Raw genomic sequence first — 25,927 nt, forward strand, 5'->3', positions numbered from 1 at the left:
CATTGATCCGAGCAGTCCGTTACACCGATGGATAGCAAAATGAATCCGTTGAGCAATCGCCGCCTTCCAAACGAATCTGGTGCGAGCGATACCCCTCGGGGAACTTGACAAAAAAGTCCTTGTCCAGGGTGATTCCACCGTTCTCGCCGACACTGGCCTTGACCATGGCTGCCCGGATGCCATCGGGATAGAATTGGTCATCCCAGGTCGAATACAGGGAGTTGGTCCAGTAAACGCGTTTGCCGTCGCGGCTGATCTCGACCATCTGCGGTCCGCCCCTGTAGTCGCCGCCGCCGGGATGCTTGGTCTTGCGCGTGATGCCGCCAATATGGACGGACCCTGCAAGCTTAGGCTTCATAGGATCGGTGACGTCATATTGGCGCATCTCACCGGTCCCCCAGCAGGATACGTAGAGGAAGCGGTCATCGAGCGATAGGTCTATGTCGGTTACCAGCGGCGGGACCGCCTCGAAGCCCTGCAAAAGCGGGGGAAGGTCATCTTTCGCGGCTGCCTCGGGCGGGATAGTCGCCGTCTTTTCGCAATGAAATTTGCCGTCCTCGCGCCACCATGTCCAGATCGATCCCTCAAGGTTTGTCGTGTCAACGACCACTCCAAGGAAACCGTATTCTTTTACCGGGTCATGGGCGGGGCGGACTTCCAGTGCCATCTGGTGATTGGCTCCCAGATCAATGGTCTGCACGTTCCTGCGTTCGCGCAAATCCCAGAAATGCACCCGGTGTCCATATTTGTTCGACAGGAGATCTTCCGGGACGATGCCCTTCTCGAACTGCGGCGGAAGTGCCCACTCGCTCGATACCATGTAGTCGCGTGGCAGGTTCCACCAGAAATCATACTGCTTGTCCTGTGGCCCACGATCGATCTCATAGCGCCCGATGACATCGAACGTCTCGCAATCCATGACAAAGATGCCGGGAGGTCCGTCGGTGCCCTCAGGGCCACCGCCCCCAAGCGTCGAGACATAAATACCTTCCGGACCGCAGTGAATCGTATGAGGCCTAGAATAGCCCGTCTTGGCAAACACTTCTTCTGGCTCGATGACCTTGTGGATTTTGGCTTTGGTCGGTCCGCCCTTGGTGTCTATTACGTAGATGCGCGAAGATCGAATACCGGGAATGATCAGAAACCGGCGCTCGAGAAACGGGTGACCGTTCAGCGGCGAAAGGGCCGAAGAGCACGCGTTCCAGCCGAAGTGGTGAAACTCGTCGCCCTTGTTTGGCATTATCACGCTATGGACGACCTTGCCGTAGTCCTTTGACTTCGGGTCTACGTCAACTATTGCTAATCCATCAGGCCGAGAGAAGTCGGGACTCAGCATCAAAGTGTACGCAAAATTTTCGACTGGCGCCTGCATTGCGAGCTTGGCAGTCGCGTGGAAAGTCCGGTCTGGCCGTACAGTCATCGTCGTCCTCCCTTGGCGGGTTAAGCAGCCCGTCAGACAATCAGGGCACGACCTGCGTTTGGACGCCCGCCGAAAACGTCGAGACGCTTTGTTGTTCGCACGCTATTTTCATCCGACTTTGGAGAATCTCACGGATTCTAGAGAACTACAATCTCGTTTGCACCGGAAGAGGAATCAGTGACATGGACTACAGATTCTACGAGGAGCTTGGTTGGCTTCAAAAAATCGATGCCCGGCGGCCATGCGAAGCCATCGTTACGAGTGATACTGTTATCCCAACATTGAGCGGCCGGCGAATTCAGCATTGCCAACATGCGCACACAAGGGTGGCGAGATCATCGAGGTGGCCGCTAGATGAACGCGGATATGATAGCCGCCTGGGCGGTGGAAAATGGTTTCCATGCGATGGATTCGGGGAATTATCGTCGCCATGACAATACAGGCGTGATCACGATCGAGATAAAGAGGATGTCATTCCTCCTCATTGATGAGAGGCAAGGATTGCGGCCGCGCCTCATATCGCGGTTGTTCAAAGGCATATCCCTCACAAGCGGAAGCGGCCGCTTGCAGGGTCTTCTTCGTGACCGCAATCCCAATCATTGAATCCTGACGCGATTACCACAGCCCAGCCAATTTACCCAGGCGGCCGACGGGCGGTATCAAGTTGCCATGCCAATCAGCAAGGCAATAGCGATCCTACGGGACGGGTGGGCATTCGCACGATCCGGCCTGGATCGAAGCTCTGGAGCGAGCACTTGCCAGGACGACGTTGCAGCGGGGTGCATAGCTCGTTCGCCGCTCAGCAAACAGAGGCTGTGATCGGCTGCAATACTGAACCGAACACCCGCCGCGGACGCCCGAAATCCGCTCGCTGCAAGGTACCGACGGCGGCGACGAAATAAACGATGTATCAAAAGACCAAAAACTGCACAAATGCAGGTCCGCGCACCAATGCCACTCCGGAACTGAGCATTAGCGGTCGAAATTCGGTTTCCTGCACATCTCTGCCAACGTCATTTTATTGGGATTTTTCGCAATTGGTCGGCGCCATTCCGACCGCCGACATCGATCCAACTTTTGACCGTCAATCATCCTTTTGCCGCATCCCTCCAGGCGCGTTCGAACGGCAGGCGCCAGGCGTGCGGGGCAATGAGTTGATGGATCGACTTCGGCCCCCAGCCGCCCTGGTCGTAGAGGCGTACGGGCGGCGGGTTATCGAGGAGAGGTTGGGAAACCTCCCAGAGACGCTCAATACCCTCGGCCGTAGTGAAGAGCGTGTGGTCACCGCGCATGGCGTCGAGGATCAGACGCTCGTAGGCCTCCAGAACTTCGCCAATCAGGCCTGTTTCGCTCATGGCGAATTGCAACGAGAGCTTGTCGAGCCGGAAGCCCGGGCCAGGGCGCTTGCCATAGAAGGAAAGCGAGACCTTGGAGGCATCAGCGAGGTCGAAAGTGAGGTGGTCAGGGCCCTGTGCCCCCACGCCAGATCCCGCAGGGAACATCGATTTCGGGGGCTCGCGGAACGCGATCGAAATAATGCGCTGCCCCTCGGCCATGCGCTTGCCTGTACGCAGGTAGAAGGGCACTCCGGCCCAGCGCCAGTTGTCGATGGCGCATTTTAGGGCGATGAAGGTGTCAGTGTCGCTTTCGGGATCGACGCCAGGCTCATTACGGTAGCCAATGTATTGACCGCGCACCACGTCGCGCGGCTCAATCGGCAACATGGAGCGGAACACCTTGTTCTTCTCTTCCGAGATTGGCGCAGGCTCAAGAGCAGTGGGCGGCTCCATCGCCATGAAGCCGAGGATCTGGAAGAGGTGGGTCACCACCATGTCACGATAGGCGCCGGTGGTCTCGTAAAAGGCGGCGCGGGTGGAAAGGCCGAGCGTCTCCGGGACGTCGATCTGCACATGGTCGATGAAGTTCCGGTTCCAGATTGGTTCGAAAAGGCCATTGGCAAATCGGAAGGCCAGGATGTTTTGTGCCGGCTCCTTCCCGAGGAAATGGTCGATGCGGAAGATCTGCTTCTCGTCGAACACTTCGTGCAGCTTCTTGTTTAGTGCAACGGCACTGGCAAGGTCTGTGCCGAAGGGCTTTTCCATAATGATTCGGGAGCGTTCAGTCAGCTCAGCCTGGGCGAGAAGTTGCACGGCCAGAAGGGCGGCACTTGGTGGCACGGATAAATAGTGCACGCGCCGCGTCTCGGCGCCCAGCGCTGCCTCGGCCCTGTCGACCGCTTCCTTGAGAGCATTGGCGCCGGCAGCGAGCGGGACGTAGTCGAGCGATGCGGCAAACGCTTCCCATTCGGACTGCGAGAACTTGCGAGTCAAGAACTTGTCCAGCGAGTCACGGGCAATAGTGCGGAAGGCATCCGCGTCGATGTCGTCGAGCGAGACGCCGATAATGCGGCAGCCTGGAATGAAGCCCGCATTCGTCAGGTGGAACAGCCCGGTCAGTAGCTTGCGTCGTGAGAGATCGCCTGTCGCGCCGACAAGCACAACGACCTGTGGATAGCCGGGGCCAACCCGAGTTGAATTCTTGCGCAAAACACTCATCCTCAAGTCTTCCGTTGTCCCTTGGGGATGGAGGTCGACCCCAGCTCCGAGCTGCCGCGAAGCGGCGATCTTCGTGCGTGATGCCATGACGTTGAAGCTCACCCCTCAAAGGTTAAATAGACGCATGGATTGCGTAGCGGAGCAAGGGGGGCGGCGATACCGTCACGAAGTGCCGCGTCTTAGCGACTTCGGTCGCTCGTTTGGCGACTTTCTCGATACCAAGGTCTTAAGCACCTCATTTTTCCACCAGCCCATTGCAGGTCGGCACCGTTGAACGAAAGAATCTTCCACTTTCAGACCGCCGATATCCGCAAGACATCGCCCGCCGCCCGCCCGCCGATGTCCCTGGTCTCCTGAAGGGATGCTTCGAAATCTCCCCGATGTGCCAGGGAACCTGGGGGCCCCATAAGTTGAGTCGCCATCGATAGAGGTCCTTCGATGCTGATCCGCCCCGATGCCTGTGTGGCTTGGTGAGGAGAGCAGCGCGGACGGATTGGAGGAAGCGCACGGCCGCTGGTTCACGACAACACGGGATGACGGGGCTATGCTGCGATCCGGACAGTAATCATATCTGCGGCAGCCCGAGGTTCGAGTGGGGCTGGCCTAGCCGCACTTAAAAATCGGCAACTTTGCCCCAAGCGGATGTCCCGAAGCGGTCGGGGTGGTAGGGCCTGGGATCGACGATCGGCTCATCGCCGGTGACGATATCGGCGATCAGATGACCGGCGCCCGGCCCGATGCCGAAGCCGTGGCCGCTGAAGCCGGCCGCGAGGATGAAACCGGGCAAGGTGGCTATCTCGCCGATCCCCGGCACGCCGTCGGGCGTGCTATCGACATAGCCCGCCCAGGCCGCGCTGATGGCGGTCTTCTTCAAGGCGGGCAGAAGCTCGAGCGCCCGCGCATGGGTGAGGGCAATGGTGGCCTTGTCGACGGTCGGATCGAGGATACGCATGTGCTCCATCGGCGTCGGCCTGTCGAGCCGCCAACGGGCCAGAGATTCGTGGCCGGAACGAAACCCTTCCAACCCGCCTGGTGCGAGACTGCGCCAGCGCCGGGCGAACATCGGCAGGAACTGCCGCGCGAAGCGGAACTGCTGTGGCGTCGGATCGACGCGGGCGCGGCCGCTGATCGCCAGCGTGTGGCCGCCATCGCGGCGTCGCGTCACCGAAACGGCGGATGTATGCAGCGCATCCGGAAGGCTACCTGCGCCCGCAGATACGGAGAGGATCGAGGAGCGTATCGAGGCTTGCGGAAATCGAATGCCGAGCTGGCGACAGAAGGAGGAGGCCCAGGCGCCACCGGCCAGGATCGCGATTTTCGTGCGGATCGTGCCATGCTCGGTGACGACGCCCGAGAGCCTGCCGCCTTCGACGTCAAGGCCGCGGGCCGCACAGGACTGATGCACCGTGCCGCCGAGTTTGAGGATCGCACGCGCGACGGCCGGCGCAGCGCTCGCCGGGTCGGCGGTGCCGTCGGTCGGCGAAAACACCCCGCCTTTCCAAGAGGTGCCGGTGGCATGCCCGCGTTCGGTTGCCTCGGCGCTGCTCAGCATATGTGTCGTGACGCCAACCGAGCGGGCGAAATCGCGCCAGCGCGCCCAGCCGGACAGTTCCGCGTCGCTATTGCTGAGATAGAAGAGGCCGCAACGACGAAAGCCGGTGTCCTCGCTGGTCTCAGTGGCGAAGCGTTCCCACAGATCGAGGCTCTTCGTCGACATCGGCAGTTCGCGGGCGTCGCGGTTCTGCTGGCGGCACCAGCCCCAGTTGCGGCTCGATTGCTCGGCGCCGATCAGGCCCTTCTCCACGAGGGCGACCTTCAATCCGCGCCTGGTGAGATAATAGGCCGCAAAAACGCCGACGATGCCGCCGCCGATGACCACGGCATCAGCGGTGGAAGGCAGTTCAGGCGTGGTGTCGACGCGATTGAGCGGTGCGGGCATGGGAGAGTCTCCGTTTTAACGGCAGTGTAGCGGATCCGACGCCACGGCTTTGCCGGAGATCGGTTCGTGGCAGCAGAAGATTCCGCGTTGGGGGGATGCCAGCAGCCGTTTGTGCTTCGGCCTATCTCGCAACGCGATCGACAGGCCGACGTCATGTGCTAAGGTTGGTGTTGGGGAACAAGCAGCATAATCTGCTGCGTCATTGGCGATCTCCAACAAGTGAGGGCGTGTGAGATGAAACTCGACCGGATCGACGTAAAAATCCTTTACGAACTGCAGAAGAATGGCCGCGTCACGAATGTGGAACTTGCCGAACTGGTCAATCTCTCGCCGAGCCCCTGCCTGATGCGGGTGAAGAAGCTGCAGTCGGAGGGCTATATCGAAGGCTATTCGGCCCAGATCAACGTCAGCAAACTGGGGCAGACGCTGACCGTGTTCACCGAGATCACCCTGAAAAACCACCGGCAGATCGATTTCGCCCGTTTCCTGGCGGCGATCGAGAAGGTCGACCAGGTGATCGAATGCCATCTGGTTTCCGGCGGCTACGATTATATGCTGAAATTCGTCACCGCCGGCATCGACGAATACCAGACGATCATGGAGCGGCTGACCGACCTGGACGTCGGCATCGACAAATATTTCAGTTTCGTCGTCCTGAAGTCGCCGATCATCAAGGCCCACATGCCGCTGACCACCTTGTTTCCGCATTAGCCGGCGAGAAAGACTGCGGCCGGGGCCTCCTTCTGAACCGCATCTCCCCGACCCGTCGGTCCTGCGCAGATGCCGGTTTCTTTCTGTCGCAGGTTGTTCTCCCTATAATTGTTAGCTTCATACTGGTTGGAAGGACTTGCGACAGAATTTCGGGCTTGCTTTCCAAAGCAAATGTTGCTGCCACTTGCAGATCTCCTGCCGTGGATCCCAGGCGTTTCAACACGACCGGAGCCGGTGCGCGCCGGATCTGGCAAGCTTGAATCGGCGCTCAGTGCCGGCAATAGGTCCGGACCAGTTCCGGATCCTGCTGGAGCCCGTCGAGCCAGGCCGGATCGAGCGTCGGCACCGATGAGAACAGCAGTTGCGAATAGGGGTGTTGCGGCGCCTTCACCGTCGAGGAGGTGATTTCCTCGACCTTCCGGCCTCCATACATCACGACGATCTCATCACAGATCGCCTCCACCACCGAGAGGTCGTGGCTGATGAAGATGTAGGAGAGACCGAGTTCGCGCTGCAATTCCTTGAGCAGGTCGATGACGGCGGCGGCGACCACCGTGTCGAGCGCCGAGGTGATCTCATCGCAGAGGATCAGCTTCGGGTCGGCGGCGAGCGCCCTGGCGAAGTTGACACGCTGCTTCTGGCCGCCCGAGAGTTCGCCCGGCCGGCGATGGCGCAGGTTGCGGGGCAGGCGCACCATGTCGAGCAGCTGATCGATCCGGGCGTTCCGCGCCTTTCGATCCATGGCGTGGTAAAAGACCAGAGGCCTGTCGAGGATGTCCTCCACCGATTTGGCCGGGTTGAGTGCGGTATCGGCATATTGGAAGACGATCTGCATCTCGCGCAACTCATCGCGCGAACGCTCGCGCGCGTTGCGATGCAGTTCCGTGCCGTCGAAGACGATCTTGCCGACCGCGGCCGGCAGGATGCCGGCGATGGTGCAGGCGAGCGTCGACTTGCCGCAACCGGATTCGCCGATAATGCCGAGATTACGGCCTTTCTCCACCTTCAGGCTCACATGCTCGACCGCGCGAACGAGTGGCAGGCCATCAGCCTGGCGCTGTCCATAGCCCGCGACCAGATCCTCGATGCTCAGCAGGGGAGCCGTCGCGGGTTCGGCGGGGCCAGTTGCGCCACGCGGTTTCGGTTCGAAGGCTGCGAGCAGCTCCCTGGTATAGGGATGCTTGGCATTGTTGAGAATCTCGTCGGTGGTGCCGGTTTCCTGGGTCTCTCCGCCTTTCAACACCACGATGCGGTCGGCGATCTGGGCGACGACGGCAAGGTCGTGCGAGACATATACGCCGGCGATACCACCCTTCTTCATCACCGACTTGAAAGCGCGCAGCACCTCGATCTGGGTTGTGACGTCGAGCGCCGTGGTCGGCTCGTCGAAGATAACGAGGGTCGGGTCGCCGATCAGCGCCATGGCGGCAGCCAGACGCTGCAACTGGCCGCCGGAAACCTGGTGCGGATAACGCCTGCCGATCGTCTCGGGTTCCGGCAGGGACAGCGCCCGGAAGAGCTCGACTGCCCGGGCACGCGCCTCATCCGGCGACATCAGGTGGTGAATACGCGTGACTTCGATCACCTGGTCCATGATCGATGTGGCTGGGTTGAAGGCGGCAGCTGCCGATTGCGGGACATAGGCGACTTCCGTGCCGCGCACCTTGGCGCGCTGCTTCTCGCTGAGCGTGACCATGTCCTTGCCGCCGACCGAAACGCTGCCGCCGGAGATGCGACAGCCCGTACGGGTATGGCCCATCAGGGTCAGGGCGATCGTTGTCTTGCCCGAGCCACTCTCGCCGATCAGCGCGACAATTTCGCCCTCGGCAACATCGAGGCTGACGCCCTTGATGATCTCGACGCGGCGACCGGAATCGGTGGTGGCTTCGACCTTCAGGTCACGGATTTCAATGAAATTGTTCATGACATGCTCCGGTCGCGGATTTTCTGCGGCAGGTTGTCGATCAGCAGGTTGACGCTGATCGTCAGGCTGGCAATGGCAAGCGAGGGGAACATCACCGCCGGCGCACCAAACGGCAGGCCGCCGATATTCTCGCGCACCAGCGCACCCCAATCGGCATAGGGCGGCTGGACGCCAAGGCCGAGGAAGGAAAGCCCGGAAAGGAGCAGAACGATGAAGACGAAGCGGATGCCGAGATCGGCAAGCACCGGCCCGACGATGTTCGGCAGGATTTCCGAGCGAATGAGATAGAGGGTGCTTTCGCCGCGGATGCGCGCGACGGTGATGAAATCCATCGCATTGATGTTGACGGCGAGCGCCCGGGCGAAGCGGTAAGCGCCGGGGATGTAGATCACCGACAGCGTCAGGATCAGCACCGGGACCGAGGAGCCGACGGCAGCGACAACCACCAGGCCGAACAACTTGCTCGGGATGGAGTTGAGAGCATCGAGGAAACGGCTGAGGATCGTGTCCAGCCAGCCTCCGGCGACCGCTGCGATCATGCCGAGCACCACGCCGCTGAAGCAGGCGATCGTCACCGCCGCCAGCGAGATGCCGACCGTATAGCGCGCGCCCATCAGAATCCGCGAGAGCATGTCGCGGCCGAGATAATCGGAGCCGAACCAGAGTTCCCGGCTCATCGGGCCGAAATAGTCGAGATCGATGATCTCGCCGACGGGGTAGGGGATGACCCACGGCGCGAAGATCGCGACGAGCGCCCATGAGAGGATGACAGTGAAGCCAATCGCGCCGACGATGTTGAAGCGATAGCCAAACCGGGTTCCGGACAGCCGGCCGGAGGTGGTTTCGGAACTGGTCATGGTCATCGGAGCCTCGGATTGGAAAGGATGGCGATGATATCGGCGATGGTGATCAGGAGCAGATAGCCCAGGCAGAAAATCATCGCGCAGCTCTGGATCAGCGGCAGGTCGCGGGTTGCGACGGCATCCAGCATCAGCTTGGCGATACCGGGATAGTTGAAAATGGTCTCGACGATGATGACGCCTCCGAGCAGATAGGACAGCGACAGCGCAACGGCATTGACGATCGGGCCCAGCGCATTCGGCAGTACATGGCGAAAGACGATGCGCGGCCGCGAGGCGCCCTTGAGCAATGCCATCTCGACATAAGGTGTGTTGAGCGTCTCGATGACAGCCGCGCGCGTCATGCGGATCATCTGAGCCGAGACGACGAAGGTGAGGGTGATCACCGGCATGGCATAGACACGCAACAGGTCGGTCAGGCTGTGGACCTCATTGGCGAAGGACAGCGCTGGCAGCCATTTCAGATAGACGGCGAAGATGAGGGCGGCGGAGGTCGCAACCATGAACTCCGGCACGGAGATGACGCCGATGGTGATCACTGTGACGATCCGGTCGTAGAGCGTGCCGCGCAGCATCGCCGCAGTGATCCCGAGCGTCAGTGCGATCGGTACGGAGAAAAGCGCAGTGACGCCGGCAAGTTTCAGCGTGTTGACAAAGCGGCCGGCGATGAGAGCGGCGATGGGCATTTGGTTGGCATAGGACGTGCCGAGATCACCCTGCAACAGCCCGACTAACCAGCGCAGGAAACGAAACAGCGCCGGCTCGTCGAGATGCATGGCCTTGCGCAGGCCTTCGACCGCTTCTGGCGTGGCGGCTTGGCCGAGCAGGATCGTCGCCGTATCTCCAGGCAACAGCGTTGTCGCGAAGAAGACGGCGAAGGAGACGATCACCAGGGTGATCACGGCGACGAACAATCTGCTCAATACAAGGGATAAGACCTGGCGGTTCACGGGCGTCTTCCCTTTGCGTTCGAGTTGAGTTCCATCAATGCAGATGGAGGAACTGGGGCGCGGCTGCAGCCCCAGTCTGCTTTGCTGTATCAGGCTTCAAGCCAGACATATTCCGCGAAAGCGTATCCCATCTGGCCGCCGAGCGGGTTGGCTTCCAGGCCCTTGAGCTTGGCGGTCGTGGCATCGACGTTCGAGATATAGGCCGGAATGATTGTACCAGCTTCCTGGGCGACCATGCCCTGCATCTCGTTGTAGATCGTCTTGCGCTTCTCTTGATCGAGAGAACCGCGCGCCTCGATCAGCATCTTGTCGAATTTCTCCGATTTGTAGTGGCTTTCGTTCCACGGTGCGTCCGAGGTGTAGAGCAGGGAGAAGAGGATGTCAGGGGTCGGCCGCGGGTTGATATTGCCGAAGTGGATCGGCGCCTTGAGCCAGTAATTGTCCCAGTAACCATCGGATGGCACTCGCTGGACATCGAGCTTCATGCCGATTTCGGCGCCGGCGGCCTGGATGATCATGGCCATGTCGATCGAGGAACTCGCCGCATCGGAGGCGATGATCGGGATGGATTGTCCGAGAACGCCGGCCTTGTCGAAATGGAACTTCGCCTTGTCGGGATCGAAGGTCCGCGCTTTCAGCTCTGTGTCATGATAGAAGTTCGCCGGTGAAACGGGTTGATCGTTGCCGACTTCACCGAGGCCGCGCAGCGCCGATTTGACGATCTGTTCGCGGTTGACGAGATACTTCATGCCCTCGATGAAATCCCGCTTGTTGCCAGGCTCCATATCCAGTCGCATGTTGAGGTTGGTATAGTTGCCGGACGTCGTCTTAGACAAGGTGAAGCCGTCGCCCTGGGCCTCGACGAGGCGCATAGAGCGCGGATTGATCGTGGCTGCGAGATGGATGTCGCCCGCAAGCAGTGCGTTGACGCGGGCGTTGTCGTCGCTGATGGCGAAATATTCGAAGGAATCGACGTTCGGGCCGGATTTCCAGTAATTCTTGTTCTTGACCCCGACCGAGCGAACGCCCGGCTCGAAGACTTCCTTGACGAACGCGCCGGTGCCGTTGGCTTTGGTGAAATCGGTCGTGCCGTCGGAAACGATCATGAAATGATGCATCGACAGAATGGTCGGCAGGTCGGCATTCGGGCTGGCGAGCGTGATCTCGACGGTTTGTTTGTCGATCGCCTTGAAGCCGGTCATCTGGGCAGCGATCTTGGCGACCTTCGAGCCGACGGCCGGGTCGAGATGGCGCTTCAGCGAGAAAACCACGTCATCGGCGGTCAACGGCTTGCCGTCGTGGAAAGTAACGCCGTTCTTCAGCTTGACCGTCCAGGTCTTCGCATCCTTGGATTCGATCGCTTCGGCAAGCTCCATCTGCGGGGTGCCTGATTTGTCGAGGAAAGTCAGGCGATTATAGAAGGAGCAGCACCGGACATAGTCGGTGGAGAGCGACGCCTTGGCGGGGTCGAGCGTATCGGCCGTGGAGGACGACCAGCCGGCCGCCTTGAGCGCGCCGCCGGAAACGGGCGCGGCGGCGAGCGCCTTGCCGGCGCGGCCAAGCACGAGCCCGCCGGCAGACAGCGCCACGCCGCCCGCAAGCATCATATGCAGCAATTCGCGACGAGTGGCGCCACGACGGATGGCGCTTTCGACCATGGCGTCGTCGGATCTGGTCCAATTGGTGATCTTGTCGTTCATCTCATTCCCCTTTTCTTCTGTGGCGGGCTGCTCGTTGCGGGCAGGCCCGATCTGCTTTCAAAGTCAGGCGCGCGCGGCGGCCACGGCATCGGCAAGGCCGGCCATGGAGGTGAAATGGTAATCGGGTTTGGTGAACTCGGCCGGTTCGATCGTGCCGCCGTAGCCCTTCTCGGCATGTCGCCGCTCGATCCAGCAATTGGTCAGCCCGAGTTTCCTGGAAATCCCGATGTCGTGGTACTGGCTCTGGGCGATATGCAGGATGTCGTCCTTCGAATGTCCTTCCGAGGCGACGTAGTCGAATACCGTCTCGAAGAAGGCGGGATCGGGTTTCTCGGTCCCAGTATCATCCGCGGTGAAGACGGCATAAAAGGGATTGCCGAGTTCTTTCTCGAAGAAATCGAAGGCCCAGCGGCGGGCGTTGGTCACGGCCACGAGACGGCAATCCTTCGCAAGACTGGCCAGCGCCGCGGCGCTGTCTGCGAAACCCTTCCAGCTCTTTGCCGAATCCCGCAGCTGTTCGCCATATTTTCGCTCGGCGGGCAGGCCGAGCTTCGGCGCGATCGCGAGGTAGACGCGAACGAGGTCGTCGGGAAAGAGATCGGCGTCTTCGGAGTAGCGGGCTGCACGGTAAAGGCTAAGCGCCTGCTCGCCGTCGATTTCAGTCCCCGCCTCGGTCGCGATCTCGGCGAGGCAGGTCTTGAGGCCGCCTTCGAAGTCGATGAGCGTGCCGACGACGTCGAAAGTCATATATTTGAATTCCGAAAGGCTTTTGCTCACGTGAATTCCCCAGTGTTCGGCTCCGGTGGGAGCGCGGCTTCTCGAAGAAGAAAATTCTGTTCCGCTGGCGGGGTCATTGTCCCGCTCTTGTATAGGAAGGCCCGCATCTGTCGGGATCCAGGCCTTTCGTTGACTTCAGTTTGTCACCTGCACTGCGCCGGATTCGCCGAATAGGCGTCACAAGGCGGCACAAAATACCGAATCTGGCCGTTTCCCGATATTCTCAGGCCTGCAACGCCCGACGCACATCCGGGTCCTCCAGCGTCTCGTCCAGCGTGATGCGGGTGCGCTCGACGATCGCGTCTATCTCCGTTTCAGTGCAACAGAGTGGCGGAGCATAGCCGAGCACACCATTGCCGAAGGCGCGGATGACGAGGCCGTTCTCCCAGGCGCGATCGAAGATGCGGCGGGAGGGTTCGGCGGATGCCGGCAATGGCGTCTTGTTCACCTTGTCGACCACCAGCTCGACGGCGGCCAGCATGCCGCGGCCGCGGACATCGCCGACGAGCGGATGATCCCTCAGCGACTCCAGGCCCTGCATCAGCCGCGCACCGGCCCTGACGCCGTTTTCGAGAAGGCCGTTTTCATAAAGCTTCAGGACTTCGAGGCCGACGGCGGCGCTGACTGGATGGGCCGAATAGGTATAGCCATGGCCGACGGCGGCAGCACCCGCGCCCTCGGCGATCGTTTGATAGACGTGATCGGCCATCAAGACGGCGCCCATGGGGACGTAGCCGGAGGTGAGACCCTTGGCGGTCGTCATGAAGTCGGGCACGACTTCATCTTCGGTGCAAGCAAAAAGCGGGCCGGTGCGGCCAAAGCCGGTGATCACTTCGTCCGCCACGAAAAGGATGTCGTGCGCGCGGCAGAATTCGCGCATGGCTTTCATCCAGCCTTTCGGCGGCACCAGAACGCCGCCCGAGCCCTGGATCGGCTCGACGTAGAAAGCGGCAACGCGTTCCGGCCCGATCGCCTCGACCTTGCTTTTCAGCGCCGCAAGCGAGGCTTCGATGATCGCCTGCGAATTGTCGCCCACCGGGTTGCGATAGGCATAGTGAGACGGAATCTTATGCTGCCAATCGAAGGGAATGCCGAAGCCGGCATGGAAGGCAGGCAGCGCGGTCAAACCCGCTCCAACCGTCGAGGAGCCATGATAGCCCTGTTCGACCGAGATGAACTGATCGCGCTGAGGCTGCCCACGGGCATTCCAATAGTAGCGTATGAAGCGGACCGTGCTGTCCACCGCATCGGAGCCACCGAGGGTGAAATAGACGTGGTTGAGGTCGCCCGGTGCGCGGTCGGCGAGTTCGCCGGCAAGCCGGATCGCGGGTTCGGAGCCGAGGCCGAAATAGGCGGTCGCATAGGGAAGCTCGCGCATCTGCCGGGCCGCCGCCTCGACGATGCTTTCGTGGCCGTAACCGGCATTGACGCACCAGAGGCCGGCGAAGCCGTCGATCAGTTGCTTGCCCGATGCGTCGGTGACCGTCGCGCCCTTGGCCGAGGCCAGCACGCGCACGCCGAGCTTTTCATGGCCGCGGTAGGAGGCGACCGGATGAATGAGGTGGGCGCGATCGAGTTCGATGAGGGAATTGCTGTACATGGAGATCTCCGGATCAGCCGAGCGCCTGGCTGGCGAGGGCGAAGGTGGAGGCGGTCGGATCGGCGGCGTCGCGAATCAACGGCTTTGTCATCGTGACTCCGCCCCCGACATGGGCGAGCCCCTGTTCGGCGAGCCATGGGGAAAGCCCGGTCTCATCAGTGGTATCGACCCTGAGGAACCGCCCGGGCCGTCTGGCGATGAAATGTTCGATGAGTGTCCTCGCCTGCCCGAGGTCGGCGGCCACCACCGGGCCGATCACTTCGCCGCGGCCGAAGGGGCGCAGGCAAGCGAACCCGGAAATGTGGCCGTCGCGGCGAATGACGGCGAATTCGCCGATCTTGGTGAAATAAGAGAGCAGCCCTTCGCGGTCGGCGCCAAAGGCAAGGCGGTCGAGTGCCGCGATAGCAGGGAGGTCGGTGTCGGTAGCGGCCCCCGTTTCCGCCGGCGCGGCGATGTCTCCGGCAAGGCCCTGGTGCTGCAGCACCGTTCCCGTCTCGCGGAAGCCAAGCCGTTGGTAGAGCGGCAGACCTTCCGTCGTCGCCACCAGCCTCAGCGGCCGGTCTCCCGCGGTCAGCAGTGCGGCGTCCATCAGTTTGCGGCCGAGGCCGCGGCCGCGCATCGTCTCGTCAACGATGACCATGTTGATGGTCGCGCAATCTTCCTTGTAAGGCGTAACGAGGACGGTGCCGACCACCTTGCCGTCCTCGACCGCGACCATCCCGTCGCTCAAGGCGAGCGCCAGTTGCCAGTCTTCCGTCCGATGCGGCCAGCCCGCCTGTCTTGAGAGCGCAACGGCGGCTTCCAGATGATCGGGGCCGAACGGGACGATTTCGATCTGACTTGCTTGCATGGGGGCGTCCTTCATGTCGTGCCGCCAGTCTGCCGGAGCACCGGCGGGCAGATCGTCTGAAGGCCATGGTTGAAGCAGTATCTTATGGCGCTGCTGTCATGGGGCGCCGCATCTTATGCTAGAACCGATCGATATTCATCGGATCCAAGCCCTGTCAGTGCATCATCGCCAGCGCTGCGGTAAAGAAATCCTCGCCTCCGAAGTTTCCTGATTTCAACGCCAGAAGCATATCGCCCTGCGCATTGCCGACCGTGCGCAGCACCGGCACACCGGGCGCAATCTCCGGGCCGATCAGAAATGCCGGAATGGCGAGCCTGTCGACCGCCGCTCCTGAGGTTTCGCCGCCTGCGACCACAAGGCGGCGCACGCCTCTCTCCACCAGTTCGGCTGTGATGATCGACGTCGCGGTCTCGATCGTGTGGCCGGAGGCCTCTCGTCCATAGAGCGATTGCAGCCGGGATACGGTTTCAGGCGCAGCGCTCGCGGCGACGACGACGGGACCGGCGGAGATGCGGTCTCCAGCCCAGGAAATCGCCGCGGCGATCTCATCGGGACCGGCAAGCAGCCGCTCCGGGTCGAGCCGCAGGACGGGCATCGACCGTTCGGCGATGTCGAGCTGGTGGAGCGTCGCCTTGGAGCAACTGCCGGCAACGATCGCGGAAAGCCCGCCCACCGGGCGAATGGCGTCCGTCGTCGTTGCTCCGCCGGAGGATATCCGGCCGGAGCGGACGAGCGCGCGGGCAAGGCCGAGGCCGAGGCCGGACGCACCGGTGGACACCGGCGTTTCGAGAGCGACCTCGCCGAGCGTTTCAAGATCGCGTTCAAAAATCGCATCGGCGATAACCGTGGAGACGCCTGCCGTGCGCAGGGCATCGAGCCTCGCCTTGACGGCGCCGGGTCCGGCCGCGATGGCTGCGAGATCGATCAGTCCGACGGCATTGCGCGATTGTCGGGTGAGAACCCGCACGAGACTGGCGTCATGCATCGGATTGAGGGGGTGGTCCTTGAGCGGGCTCTCGTTCAGCGGCTGGCCGCCGACGAAGAGATGACCGAGATAGACGGTGCGTCCCGTTTCCGGAAAGGCGGGTGTCACCAGCACGGAGCCGCCGCCGGCCGCGTCGCTCAATGCTTCGGTGACCGGGCCGATATTGCCGGCATCGGTGGAATCGAAGGTCGAGCAGATCTTGTAAAGCACGTGGCCGGCACCCCGCCGGCGCAGCCATCGCTCGGCGCTCGCCGCCGCCGCCACGGCGTCCGAGGCAGGGACAGAGCGGATCTTCAGGGAAACCACCACGGCGTCGACATCCGGTAGTGCCAGCGACGGATCGGGGATGCCGACCGTCTGCACCGTGCGCAGACCGTTCTTCGTCAGCGTGTTGGCGAGGTCGGAGGCGCCCGTGTAGTCGTCAGCGATTGATCCGAGCAAAATAGCCATCGTCTAGCTCCGTGCAAAAGGTTTGAACCAGCCAAGACCGTCCAGTGTGTGGCCGCGCGGGATGTATTCGCAGCCGATGAAACCGTCATACCCAAGTCGGTCGATTTCGCCGAACAGATAGGGGTAGTTCAGTTCCTCCCCATCCGGTTCGTTGCGTGACGGCACGCTGGCGATCTGGATATGGCCGGCAATCGGCAGGAGGTGTCGCAAGGCCATAGTGACGTCGCCGTGGATGATCTGGCGGTGATAGATGTCGAACTGCAGCTTCAGGTTCGGCAGGCCGCATTCGGCAATCAGCCGCTCGGCGGCGGCGAAGTCGTTGAGGAAATATCCAGGCATGTTGCGCCCGTTGATCGGCTCGAGCAGGAGATCGATGCCTTTTTCAGCAAGCCGCCCGGCAGCATAGGTGACGGCGCGCCGGTAACAGGAGGAGGCGTCTTCGTCATGACGATCGGCGATGCCTGCCATCAGGTGCAACCGTCTGACGCCCGTCGCCGCCGCATAGTCCAGGGCCCGCTCGACATCGGCTTTCAGTGCATCGAAGCGTCCGGGAAGCGCGGCGATACCACGCTCGCCTGCTGCCCAGTCGCCCGGCGGCAGGTTGAACAGGGCCTGCTGCAGATTGTTGCGGGCAAGCCGTTCGGCGATCGCCTCCGGCGCGGCTTCATAGGGAAAGAGGTATTCGACCGCAGCAAAGCCGGCCTCGGCTGCGGCGTCGAAGCGGTCGAGGAACGCCCATTCGTTGAACATCATCGTCAGGTTGGCCGCGAAAACGGGCATGTCTAGCGTTCCTTTTACAGGCTCTGCGGCTCTTTGGTCGAGCTGGGCAATTCAGCGCCGGAAAGTTTGGCATAGAGCCGCGCGAGCGAGGAATCGTCGTCACGGCCCATGCCGGCCCCGGAGGCGGCCAGATACATCTGCAGGGCCGCTGCCGCGAGCGGTACCGGATAGCGCTCGGAGCGGGCCATGTCCTGGACGATACCGAGATCCTTGACGAAAATCTCGATGCTGCTGAGCGGAGTATAGTCTCCGGCCAGCACATGCGGCACGCGGTTTTCGAACATCCAGGAATTGCCGGCCGACGCGGTGATCACCTCGTAGACCTTGTCGAGGTCGAGGCCCTGCTTGGCGGCAAAGGTTATGGCCTCACAGGCGGCTGCGATGTGCACGCCGGCGAGAAGCTGGTTGATCATCTTGAAGGCAGCACCTTTTCCGGCCTCGTCGCCGAGCTCATAGACCTTGGCGGCCATGGCGTCGAGACCCGGGCGCGCCGTATCGAAGGCCTGTCTGGAGCCGGACGCCATGATCGTCAGTTCGCCACGCGCCGCCTTGGCCGCGCCGCCCGAAATCGGCGCGTCGAGGTAATGCAGGCCGAGAGCTTCCACCCGCCCGGCCAGATCGCGCGCGACGGCTGGATCCATGGTGGCCGACGAAATGAAGACGGCGCCGGGCTTCATTGTGCTCGCGACGCCGTGAGGCCCGAACAGCACGGCCTCGGTCTGCGCGCCGTTGACAACTACGGAGACGACGATGTCGGCATCCTTTGCCGCAGCGGCTGGGGTCGCCGCGCCCCGTCCGCCGTCGGCGATGAAGCGGTCCACTGCCGCCGGCGTGACATCATATCCAACGACGTCGAGACCTGCGCGCTTCATCGACAGGGCCATTCCAAGCCCCATGGAACCAAGACCGATGACGGCCGCGACAACGGCCGAGCCCGAGTTTTCAGCAAGCGGTGACATGAGGAGGTTCTCCAGTCTTGTGAGGAAGGTCTGCGCCCCGCCGGGTGCCATCCCGGAGGGGCTGTGTTTTAGCGATTGACGCTTTTCGCCGGAACCGTCAACACGGCCAGCGAACCAACGACCAAGGCAGCCGCCAGCAGATACATGCCGGCGCTGTTGGTGCCGGTGAAGTCTTTGAGATAGCCTACCAGAAACGGCCCGAGAAACCCGGCGAGATTGCCGACCGAATTGATCCAGGCGATGCCGGCCGCAGCGCCCGTGCCGGCGAGAAACGCTGTCGGAAGCGACCAGAACAGCGGCGCGCAACTGATGGCGCCAGCAGCAGCCAGCGAGAGGCAGACAATCGAGACCGCCGTGCTCGTCGCCATCGTCGCCGCGGCAAAGCCACCGGCGGCGATGAGTGCCGGGACCACGAGGTGCCAGCGGCGTTCGCGCAGCCTGTCGGCGGAACGTCCGAGCGCCAGCATCACGACGAATGTGCAGATATAGGGGATCGCCGAAATCAGGCCGATATTGAGGTTTCCGTTGACGCCGGAGGCCTTGACGATCGTCGGCATCCAGAAATTTAGGCCATATTGCCCGAGCACGAAGCAGAAATAGATCAGGCACATCAGCCAGACGCGACGGTCGCTCAGTGTTGCGGCGATGCTGTGCGGGCTTGCCGTCTTGGCCCGGTTCTCCGCCTCGATATTGGCCGTCAGCACGCGCTTTTCCTCATCGTTCAGCCATTTTGCGCCCTGGATCGTATCATCAAGGTAGAAGAACGTCGCAACGCCGAAAAGAATGGCCGGAATGGCTTCGATCAGGAACATCCACTGCCAGCCGGAAAGTCCGTGCGTGCCGTGGAAACTGTCCATCAGGAGACCCGAAAGCGGATTGCCGAAAATGGCGGATATAGGGATCGCCGACATGAAGGTAGTGATGATCCTGGCGCGGCGGTGGGCCGGATACCACGCGGTCAGATAAAGAATAATGCCGGGGAAAAATCCGGCTTCGGCAACGCCCAGCAGGAAACGCAGGATATAGAAGACGGTTTCCGACGAGGTGAACATGAAGGCGGCTGAAATGATGCCCCAGGTGAGCATGATGCGGGCGATCCACACCCGTGCGCCAACCTTGTTCATGATGATGTTGCTCGGCACTTCAAACAGAAAATAGCCGATGAAGAAAATGCCGGCGCCGATGCCATAGGCGGCTTCCGAGAGGCCGAGCTCGCTCGACATCTGCAGCTTGGCGAAACCGACATTGACGCGGTCGAGATAGGCCACCACGTAGCACAGCATTAAGAACGGTACGATGCGCCAGAATACCTTGCCATAGGCACAGTCTTCGAGCGTCTGGACGGGATGTGCGCCAATGACTGGCGCTTGCGTCTGCAGCGTCATGATTTACTCCTCCGATTGTTGCCGCGGTCTCCTGTCGATCCTCCCGCGGCGCGCCGAGCCACTTTTGGCAGCGCTGCCATTTTCAATAAGCCATTTTGGCAGCGCTGCCAACAAGAAATTGGTAGCGCTGCCAAAAAAATCTTGCTTCTTCGCTGGAGCGGTGAAAAATGGTGCCAACGCGGTGGGCATCGGGCGGGAAGGCCAGGCAACCACCTCAACAGTCGGGTTCAAACGCAACGATGGAATTCAAACATCAGGCGACGGTGACGCTTGCCGAGGTCGCGGAAGCGGCCGGTGTCGGCGAGAGCACGGTGTCGCGCGTCCTGCGCAACCACGGTTCGTTTTCCGGCAAGACGCGCGAGCGGGTAATGGCCGCCGTCGAGCGGTTGGGCTATGTGCCGAACCGGATTGCGGGAACGCTGGCCTCCACCGGTTCGCGTCTTGTCGCCTTCGTCATTCCCTCTTTGTCCAACATCGTTTTTCCCGATGTGCTGCGCGGCGCCAGTGCCGTTCTGGAGGAAAACCGGTATCAGGCAGTTTTCTCGGTGACCGATTATGATCCGGGCAAGGAGGAAGCGCTCGCCGCCGCGATGCTCGCCTGGCGGCCGGCGGCGGTCATGCTGGCCGGATGCGAGCATACCGAGGGTACGGTGAAGATGCTGCGCGCCAGCGGGTGCCGGGTCGTCGAACTGCTTGATCTCGACGGCGATGCACTCGATATCGCGGTCGGCTTCTCGAACCGCGCAGCCGGGCGGGAGAGCGCTGCCTTCCTGCTCAAGCGGGGTTATCGCCGGATCGGCTATGTCGGTCACGACCTGAACCGCGATACCCGTGCCGGCAAGCGGTTTTCCAGCTTCTGCGAAACGCTCGGCGCGCATGACGCCCCGCTCGTCGCCCGCGAAATTCTCGCCGGCGCTTCGTCCGTGGAAAACGGCAGGTTGGGGCTGGAGCGGCTGCTTGCCCAGACGACCGATCTCGATGCGGTTTATTTCTCCAACGACGACATGGCGCTGGGCGGCTATTTTCATTGTCTGGCCGAGGGGATCGCGATCCCCTCGAAGCTCGCCGTTTTCGGCTATAACGGCCTCGATATCGGCCGGGCAACCCCACAGCCGTTGTCGACCATCCGAACGCCGCGCGTGGCGACCGGGGAGATAGCCGCGCAGTTGGTCGTCGCTAATGCGCCGCCGCAGTCCGTCGATCTCGGCTTTGAACTGATCGAAGGGGCAACCGCGTAATATTGGAGGAACTGTCATGTCCGACGCGCGCCTGCGTGAGGAAATCTGCCGATACGGCCGCTCGCTATTCGAGCGCGGGCTGACGCCCGGTTCGTCGGGCAACATATCGTTGCGGCTGGAGGATGGCGGCTGGCTGGTTACGCCGACCAACGCCTCGCTCGGCTTTCTCGACCCGGCGCGGATCTCCAGACTCAATGCCGAGGGCCGGCTCCTGTCCGGCGACAAGCCGACCAAGGAAATTCCGCTGCACAGGGCCCTTTACGATACGCGCGGCAGCGCCCGCGCCATCGTCCATCTTCACTCCACCCACGCGGTGGCACTGACCATGCTGCCGGAGATCGATCCGCGCGCCGCCCTGCCGCCGATGACGCCGTATTATCTGATGCGCGCCGGCGAAACCGCGCTGGTGCCCTATTATCGTCCCGGCGATCCGGCGGTGGCCGACGCCATCCGCGGACTGGCGGGCAAGTATTCGTCAGTGCTTCTGGCCAATCACGGACCTGTTGTCGCCGGCGACAGCCTGGAGGCGGCGGTCTTTGCGACCGAGGAACTGGAGGAAACGGCGAAGCTCTATCTGCTGTTGCGCAACCTCAATCCTCGTTTCCTCAGCCCGGCGCAGGTGGCCGATCTCGTCAACACCTTCGGCCTGGACCTTCCATCGCATCACGATCACGATCACGACGGCGATTGAAGGCGTCATTCCGCCGGCCACTGACCGCGGGCAAGCGCGCAACCTTCTGCCAAACCCTGCTTTCGATACGATAGATTCTGCTTCCGATGCCGCCAATTCAGGCGAGCTCTGGGTGAAGCGGTGCCTATGATTGTGACACGTCCCCAGTTCCGATCGCTCAAGGATACTCAAATGACGACGTTCCGTCCGAAATATATCACCTTCGACTGCTACGGCACGCTGACCAACTTTCAGATGGCGGAGGCGGCACGCGATCTCTACGGCGAAGAGCTCGACGAGCCACGCATGGCGGAGTTCATCAAGAATTTCGCTGCCTATCGCCTCGACGAGATCATGGGCGACTGGAAACCCTATGCCGAGGTGGTGCACAATTCGCTCGAGCGGACATGCAAGCGCAACGGCGTGACATTTCGCGACGAAGGCGCCCGGATGATCTATGAGCGGGTTCCGACCTGGGGGCCGCATTCGGATGTCCGGGCCGGTCTCGCCAAGGTCGCCAAGGAAATCCCTTTGGTCATCCTCTCCAACGCCATGAATTCGCAGATCATGTCGAATGTCGAAAAACTGGGCGCGCCCTTCCATGCGGTCTATACCGCCGAGCAGGCGCAGTCCTATAAGCCACGCTTCAGGGGCTTTGAATATATGCTCGATATGCTGGGCTGCGGGCCGGAAGACGTGCTGCATTGCTCGTCCTCGTTCCGCTACGATCTGATGTCGGCCCACGATCTCGGCATCAAGAACAAGGTCTGGGTCAATCGCGGCCATGAGCCGGCCAATCCTTATTACGGTTATGTCGAAATTCCTGACATCTCGGGCCTGCCTGGCGTCGTCGGGCTCTGACGGAGACACGCGGATGCAGTTCGAATCCTACTGGCACGACACGGCACCAGTCTTTGCCGGCGGCGCAGAAGGCCCTGTCGAAGGACATTATGACGTCGCCGTCATCGGCGCCGGCTTCACCGGGCTTGCCGCGGCGCGCCAGCTTGCTAAAGTCGGCGTCAAGGTCGTCGTGTTGGAGGCCGAACGGGTCGGCTGGGGAGCGTCGGGACGCAATGGCGGCCACCTTAACAATGGGCTCGCCCATAGTTTCCTCTCAGCCAAGTCCGCACTCGGCGTGGAGCGCGCCGTCGCCCTCTACAAGGCGTTCGACGATTCCATCGATACGATCGAGGCGATCATTGCCGAAGAGGGAATCGACTGCAATTTCCGCCGCGCCGGCAAGCTGAAGCTCGCTTCCAAGCCGCAGCATTTCGATGCCATTGCGCGCAATTTCGAGGCGGTGCATAAAGAGGTCGATCCGCAGACGGCGCTTCTTTCGGCGGGTGACTTGAAGAGCGAGGTCGGCTCGCCCTTCCATGGTGCCATGCTCTCGAAGAAGAGCGCGATGATGCATATGGGCCGCTATGTCGGCGGGCTCGCCACTGCGGCCGCCCGTCACGGTGCCGTCATCTTCGAAAAGGCGGCGGTGACCGCGCACCGGCAGGGCAACGGTCGCCATAGCCTAATGACGGCACTCGGCACCGTCGCCGCAGATCACGTGCTGGTCGCGACGGGCGCCTATACGCCGTCGCTCTTCAGCTATTTTCGCCGCCGGATCGTTTCCGTCGGCAGCTTCCTGATCGCCACCCGTCCGCTGACCGACGCCGAAATCGCCGCTACGATGCCGGGCAACCGGACCTGTGTGACGTCGATGAACATCGGCAACTATTTCCGGCTGTCGCCGGACAAGCGGCTGATCTTCGGCGGTCGTGCCCGGTTTTCCGCGACGTCCGATCAACGATCAGACGCAAGGAGCGGCGACATTCTCCGCGCCAGCCTGGCTGAAATCTTCCCACAGCTTGCCGGCGTCGAGATCGACTATTGCTGGGGCGGGCTGGTCGATATGACCAAGGACCGCTATCCGCGCGCCGGCTATGTCGATGGTGTCTGGTATGCCATGGGCTATTCCGGCCACGGCGCCCAGCTCTCCACCCATCTCGGCATGATCATGGCCGACGCCATCCTCGGCAAGGCCGATCGTAACCCGATCAAGGGGCTCGACTGGCCGGCCGTCCCGGGCCATTTCGGAAAGCCGTGGTTCCTGCCGCTCGTCGGGCTCTATTACAAGACGCTCGATCGCTTCCAGTAGGCCTGATCGATCCAAAGCTGCGGGGCGACAGCTGTGTCTGCGAAACCGTGAACAACCTATCGCCAATCCTTAACCGGGGGATTGGGCGTAAACCCTATAGCTACACCACGCTCCCCGCAGCAGGGGATTGCCTCTTGTGCAAGGATTCGGAGGCAATGCCTGCCAGTTCGCGGATGAAGAAGTCGAGGATGGTCGAGGGTTTTTCTGCGGAGCGCGTGGCTATGACGAATGTGGAGTGAATTCGAGTTTCGTCCGGCATAAGTGGCCGGAAGGAACCCTTCTGAACCCAGTCGCGTGCATAGTGGTCCGGCAAGTAACCGAGATAGTGTCCCGACATGATGAACATGGCTTGGGCCTCCATATTGGAGGCTGCAGAGCGAGCTCGTGCCTGCGGAAAGAATTGCAATTCACGCATGTTGGCGTATGGCCGCACAACGAAATCGAAAGATTCGATGTGTTCTATCGTCAACCCGGCCTCCACTTGCTTGAAGAGTGGGTGACCTCGAGCGCAGTAGAGTGAATGGATTTCCTCCCGAAATCGGGAGAGCTTCAGACCCTGATAGGGTTGCGTTTCCGGCAGAAGCGCGATGTCGAGTCCGCCGTTGGCGATTTCGGAAAGCAATGCATCCGGAGAGTCGATTGCCAGTTCAATGCGGGCTTCCGGGGCCCTCTCACTAATGCGAGCGATCACCCGGTGGATCGGCAGGTCGCTGTCAGTGATGGTGTTGTCGACCAGGCCAAGCCTCAGTGTGCCGGTGATCCGGTTTTTGAGCGTGCCAATGTCGCTCTCGAAGGCATTAAGAGCCAGAAAAAGCCCTTTCGATCGCTCGTGTACGATGACGCCACGATCCGTCAGCTCGAAACCTGAGCGGCCGCGTCGGCACAGCTTGAAACCCAAGCGATCTTCCAGAGCCTTGATGTGGAAGCTGATGGCGGACTGGCTGACGCCGAGCGCGATTTGTGCGCCGAGAAAACTCTTATGCTCCACGACTGAGCGAAACACCGTCAAGGAGCGGAGGTCGGATTGAGCCAGTAGCATCTGCTTTCCTTACATTAATAATTCTGATGTAAACTCCATTAATTTCCTATTTTTCTGCGCTATTGTCCATGCTTTCCTCTTCGTCGGAGATCACGAAGCGATCCCGAAGAAACAGGGGAACGAGACTATGAAAGCCATTCGGAATTCGAAAATTCTTCTGGTGGGCGCCGTGCTTGCTATCGCCATGGCTGCGCCAGTCGCGCACGCGGCCGACCTGCTCGACAAAATCAAGGCCGCGAAGGTTTTCACCGTTGCCACCGAGGCACGTTTTGCGCCGTTCGAATTTGTCGAAGACGGGAAGATCGTTGGCTATTCCGCCGACATCATGGACGAAGTCATGAAAGAGCTGCCAGGAGTCGAGCTGAAGCGACTCGATCTGCCCTGGCAGGGTATCCTGCCTGGTCTTGCTGCTAGCCGCTTCGATTTCGTCGTCACCTCGGTCACGGTCACGCCGGAGCGAATGAAGGCTTATCATCTTTCTGTACCGATCGCGGATGCCACGATGGCTGTCCTAAAACGAAAGGGCGATGCCGAGATCGCCAAGCCGGTAGATATTGCCGGTAAACCAGTCGGTTCACAGGCGGGTTCCGCCCAACTCGCGGCGCTTGAGGCACTCGCGACGGAACTGAAAGCTGCCGGTAAGGGCGATGTAACCGTTTCAACCTATACCGACTTCTCCGAAGCCTATGCGGACCTTGCCGCGGGTCGCATCCACGCCGTCGTCAACTCATTGCCAAACCTGCTTGAAGCGGCGCGTCAGCGGCCGGATATCTTCGAAGTCGTGCTGCCCACCTTCGGACCGAAGACCTATTTCTCATGGGCCGGCCGCAACGACGCCGACAGCGCCTCGCTCAACACGCTGATCGATGCGGAACTCCTCAAGCTCAACAAATCCGGCAAGCTTGCCGAACTGCAGAAAAAGTGGTTTGGCGCCCCGATGGAACTGCCGGAAGCGCTTCCCGCCACTGAGTGAAGGGTAAGGGGAG

The 25,927-nt window shown here is 61.3% G+C and carries 22 protein-coding genes; 7 read left to right on the plus strand and 15 right to left on the minus strand.

What is annotated here, in order from left to right; all coding sequences use genetic code 11:
• Window positions 1-19: 19 nt before the first annotated feature.
• Window positions 20-1,420 carry a selenium-binding family protein gene (locus N2600_RS28885; protein WP_260299055.1) on the minus strand — a complete coding sequence of 467 codons (1,401 nt, stop codon included), beginning with the start codon at window positions 1,418-1,420 and terminating at the stop codon, window positions 20-22.
• 354 nt (window positions 1,421-1,774) lie between these two features.
• On the opposite strand from N2600_RS28885, the gene N2600_RS28890 reads away from it, so the two are divergent.
• The gene (locus N2600_RS28890; RefSeq protein WP_260299056.1) at window positions 1,775-2,023 is read left to right on the plus strand and encodes a hypothetical protein; all 249 of its coding nucleotides are present in this window, start codon (window positions 1,775-1,777) and stop codon (window positions 2,021-2,023) included.
• Window positions 2,024-2,508: 485 nt separating this feature from the next.
• Here the strand turns inward: N2600_RS28890 and zwf are convergent, their stop codons facing one another.
• The gene (gene zwf, locus N2600_RS28895; RefSeq protein WP_170279601.1) at window positions 2,509-3,975 is read right to left on the minus strand and encodes a glucose-6-phosphate dehydrogenase; all 1,467 of its coding nucleotides are present in this window, start codon (window positions 3,973-3,975) and stop codon (window positions 2,509-2,511) included.
• 613 nt (window positions 3,976-4,588) lie between these two features.
• Window positions 4,589-5,914: an NAD(P)/FAD-dependent oxidoreductase gene (locus N2600_RS28900; RefSeq protein WP_170279602.1), complete on the minus strand. Its 1,326-nt coding sequence runs from the start codon at window positions 5,912-5,914 to the stop codon at window positions 4,589-4,591.
• A gap of 234 nt (window positions 5,915-6,148) precedes the next feature.
• Here N2600_RS28900 and N2600_RS28905 point away from each other — a divergent pair, with 234 nt between their 5' ends.
• A complete protein-coding gene (locus N2600_RS28905) occupies window positions 6,149-6,625 on the plus strand; it encodes an Lrp/AsnC family transcriptional regulator (RefSeq protein WP_003562931.1) in 477 nt (158 codons plus the stop codon).
• Between the two features lie 268 nt (window positions 6,626-6,893).
• On the opposite strand, the gene N2600_RS28910 is transcribed toward N2600_RS28905, so the two are convergent.
• The 11 genes from N2600_RS28910 to N2600_RS28960 form a co-directional block, all read right to left on the minus strand.
• Window positions 6,894-8,549, minus strand: a complete 1,656-nt coding sequence (locus N2600_RS28910) for an ABC transporter ATP-binding protein (RefSeq protein WP_260299057.1) — start codon at window positions 8,547-8,549, stop codon at window positions 6,894-6,896.
• Window positions 8,546-9,412 (minus strand): ABC transporter permease, encoded by an 867-nt coding sequence (locus tag N2600_RS28915; RefSeq protein WP_017967530.1) that lies wholly within the window; start codon window positions 9,410-9,412, stop codon window positions 8,546-8,548. Before N2600_RS28915 ends, N2600_RS28910 begins: the two co-directional genes overlap by 4 nt.
• Complete coding sequence (locus N2600_RS28920; protein WP_260299058.1) at window positions 9,409-10,359, minus strand: ABC transporter permease; 951 nt, start codon at window positions 10,357-10,359, stop codon at window positions 9,409-9,411. Before N2600_RS28920 ends, N2600_RS28915 begins: the two co-directional genes overlap by 4 nt.
• Window positions 10,360-10,448: 89 nt before the next feature.
• The gene (locus N2600_RS28925) at window positions 10,449-12,059 is read right to left on the minus strand and encodes an ABC transporter substrate-binding protein (RefSeq protein ID WP_170259587.1); all 1,611 of its coding nucleotides are present in this window, start codon (window positions 12,057-12,059) and stop codon (window positions 10,449-10,451) included.
• Between the two features lie 63 nt (window positions 12,060-12,122).
• Window positions 12,123-12,836 carry an HAD-IA family hydrolase gene (locus N2600_RS28930; RefSeq protein WP_260299059.1) on the minus strand — a complete coding sequence of 238 codons (714 nt, stop codon included), beginning with the start codon at window positions 12,834-12,836 and terminating at the stop codon, window positions 12,123-12,125.
• Window positions 12,837-13,059: 223 nt separating this feature from the next.
• Window positions 13,060-14,436, minus strand: a complete 1,377-nt coding sequence (locus tag N2600_RS28935) for an aspartate aminotransferase family protein (RefSeq protein ID WP_260299060.1) — start codon at window positions 14,434-14,436, stop codon at window positions 13,060-13,062.
• 13 nt (window positions 14,437-14,449) lie between these two features.
• Window positions 14,450-15,286 carry a GNAT family N-acetyltransferase gene (locus tag N2600_RS28940; protein ID WP_260299061.1) on the minus strand — a complete coding sequence of 279 codons (837 nt, stop codon included), beginning with the start codon at window positions 15,284-15,286 and terminating at the stop codon, window positions 14,450-14,452.
• 154 nt (window positions 15,287-15,440) lie between these two features.
• Window positions 15,441-16,721: a 3-oxo-tetronate kinase gene (gene otnK, locus N2600_RS28945; RefSeq protein WP_260299062.1), complete on the minus strand. Its 1,281-nt coding sequence runs from the start codon at window positions 16,719-16,721 to the stop codon at window positions 15,441-15,443.
• Window positions 16,722-16,724: 3 nt separating this feature from the next.
• Entirely contained in the window at window positions 16,725-17,501 is a 777-nt protein-coding gene (gene otnI, locus N2600_RS28950; protein ID WP_222350874.1) for a 2-oxo-tetronate isomerase, read from the minus strand.
• Window positions 17,502-17,515: 14 nt separating this feature from the next.
• Window positions 17,516-18,460, minus strand: coding sequence for an L-threonate dehydrogenase (gene ltnD / locus N2600_RS28955; protein WP_170259593.1), 945 nt, complete (start codon window positions 18,458-18,460; stop codon window positions 17,516-17,518).
• Between the two features lie 68 nt (window positions 18,461-18,528).
• Complete coding sequence (locus N2600_RS28960) at window positions 18,529-19,845, minus strand: MFS transporter (protein WP_260111210.1); 1,317 nt, start codon at window positions 19,843-19,845, stop codon at window positions 18,529-18,531.
• Between the two features lie 239 nt (window positions 19,846-20,084).
• Here N2600_RS28960 and N2600_RS28965 point away from each other — a divergent pair, with 239 nt between their 5' ends.
• The 4 genes from N2600_RS28965 (at window position 20,085) to N2600_RS28980 (ending at window position 23,902) form a co-directional block, all read left to right on the plus strand.
• Entirely contained in the window at window positions 20,085-21,083 is a 999-nt protein-coding gene (locus N2600_RS28965; RefSeq protein ID WP_260299064.1) for a LacI family DNA-binding transcriptional regulator, read from the plus strand.
• 16 nt (window positions 21,084-21,099) lie between these two features.
• The gene (gene otnC / locus N2600_RS28970; RefSeq protein ID WP_260299065.1) at window positions 21,100-21,774 is read left to right on the plus strand and encodes a 3-oxo-tetronate 4-phosphate decarboxylase; all 675 of its coding nucleotides are present in this window, start codon (window positions 21,100-21,102) and stop codon (window positions 21,772-21,774) included.
• Window positions 21,775-21,945: 171 nt separating this feature from the next.
• Window positions 21,946-22,614, plus strand: coding sequence for a haloacid dehalogenase type II (locus N2600_RS28975; protein ID WP_260299066.1), 669 nt, complete (start codon window positions 21,946-21,948; stop codon window positions 22,612-22,614).
• A 13-nt stretch (window positions 22,615-22,627) separates the two neighbouring features.
• A complete protein-coding gene (locus tag N2600_RS28980; RefSeq protein ID WP_260299067.1) occupies window positions 22,628-23,902 on the plus strand; it encodes an NAD(P)/FAD-dependent oxidoreductase in 1,275 nt (424 codons plus the stop codon).
• A gap of 100 nt (window positions 23,903-24,002) precedes the next feature.
• Here the strand turns inward: N2600_RS28980 and N2600_RS28985 are convergent, their stop codons facing one another.
• Window positions 24,003-24,941 carry a LysR family transcriptional regulator gene (locus tag N2600_RS28985; RefSeq protein ID WP_105008978.1) on the minus strand — a complete coding sequence of 313 codons (939 nt, stop codon included), beginning with the start codon at window positions 24,939-24,941 and terminating at the stop codon, window positions 24,003-24,005.
• Window positions 24,942-25,068: 127 nt separating this feature from the next.
• Between N2600_RS28985 and N2600_RS28990 the strand changes: the two genes are divergently transcribed.
• Complete coding sequence (locus N2600_RS28990; protein WP_260299069.1) at window positions 25,069-25,914, plus strand: transporter substrate-binding domain-containing protein; 846 nt, start codon at window positions 25,069-25,071, stop codon at window positions 25,912-25,914.
• Window positions 25,915-25,927 lie beyond the last annotated feature (13 nt).

The organism is Rhizobium sp. WSM1274 (assembly GCF_025200775.1).
GTDB classification, from domain to species: Bacteria; Pseudomonadota; Alphaproteobacteria; order Rhizobiales; family Rhizobiaceae; genus Rhizobium; species Rhizobium leguminosarum_I.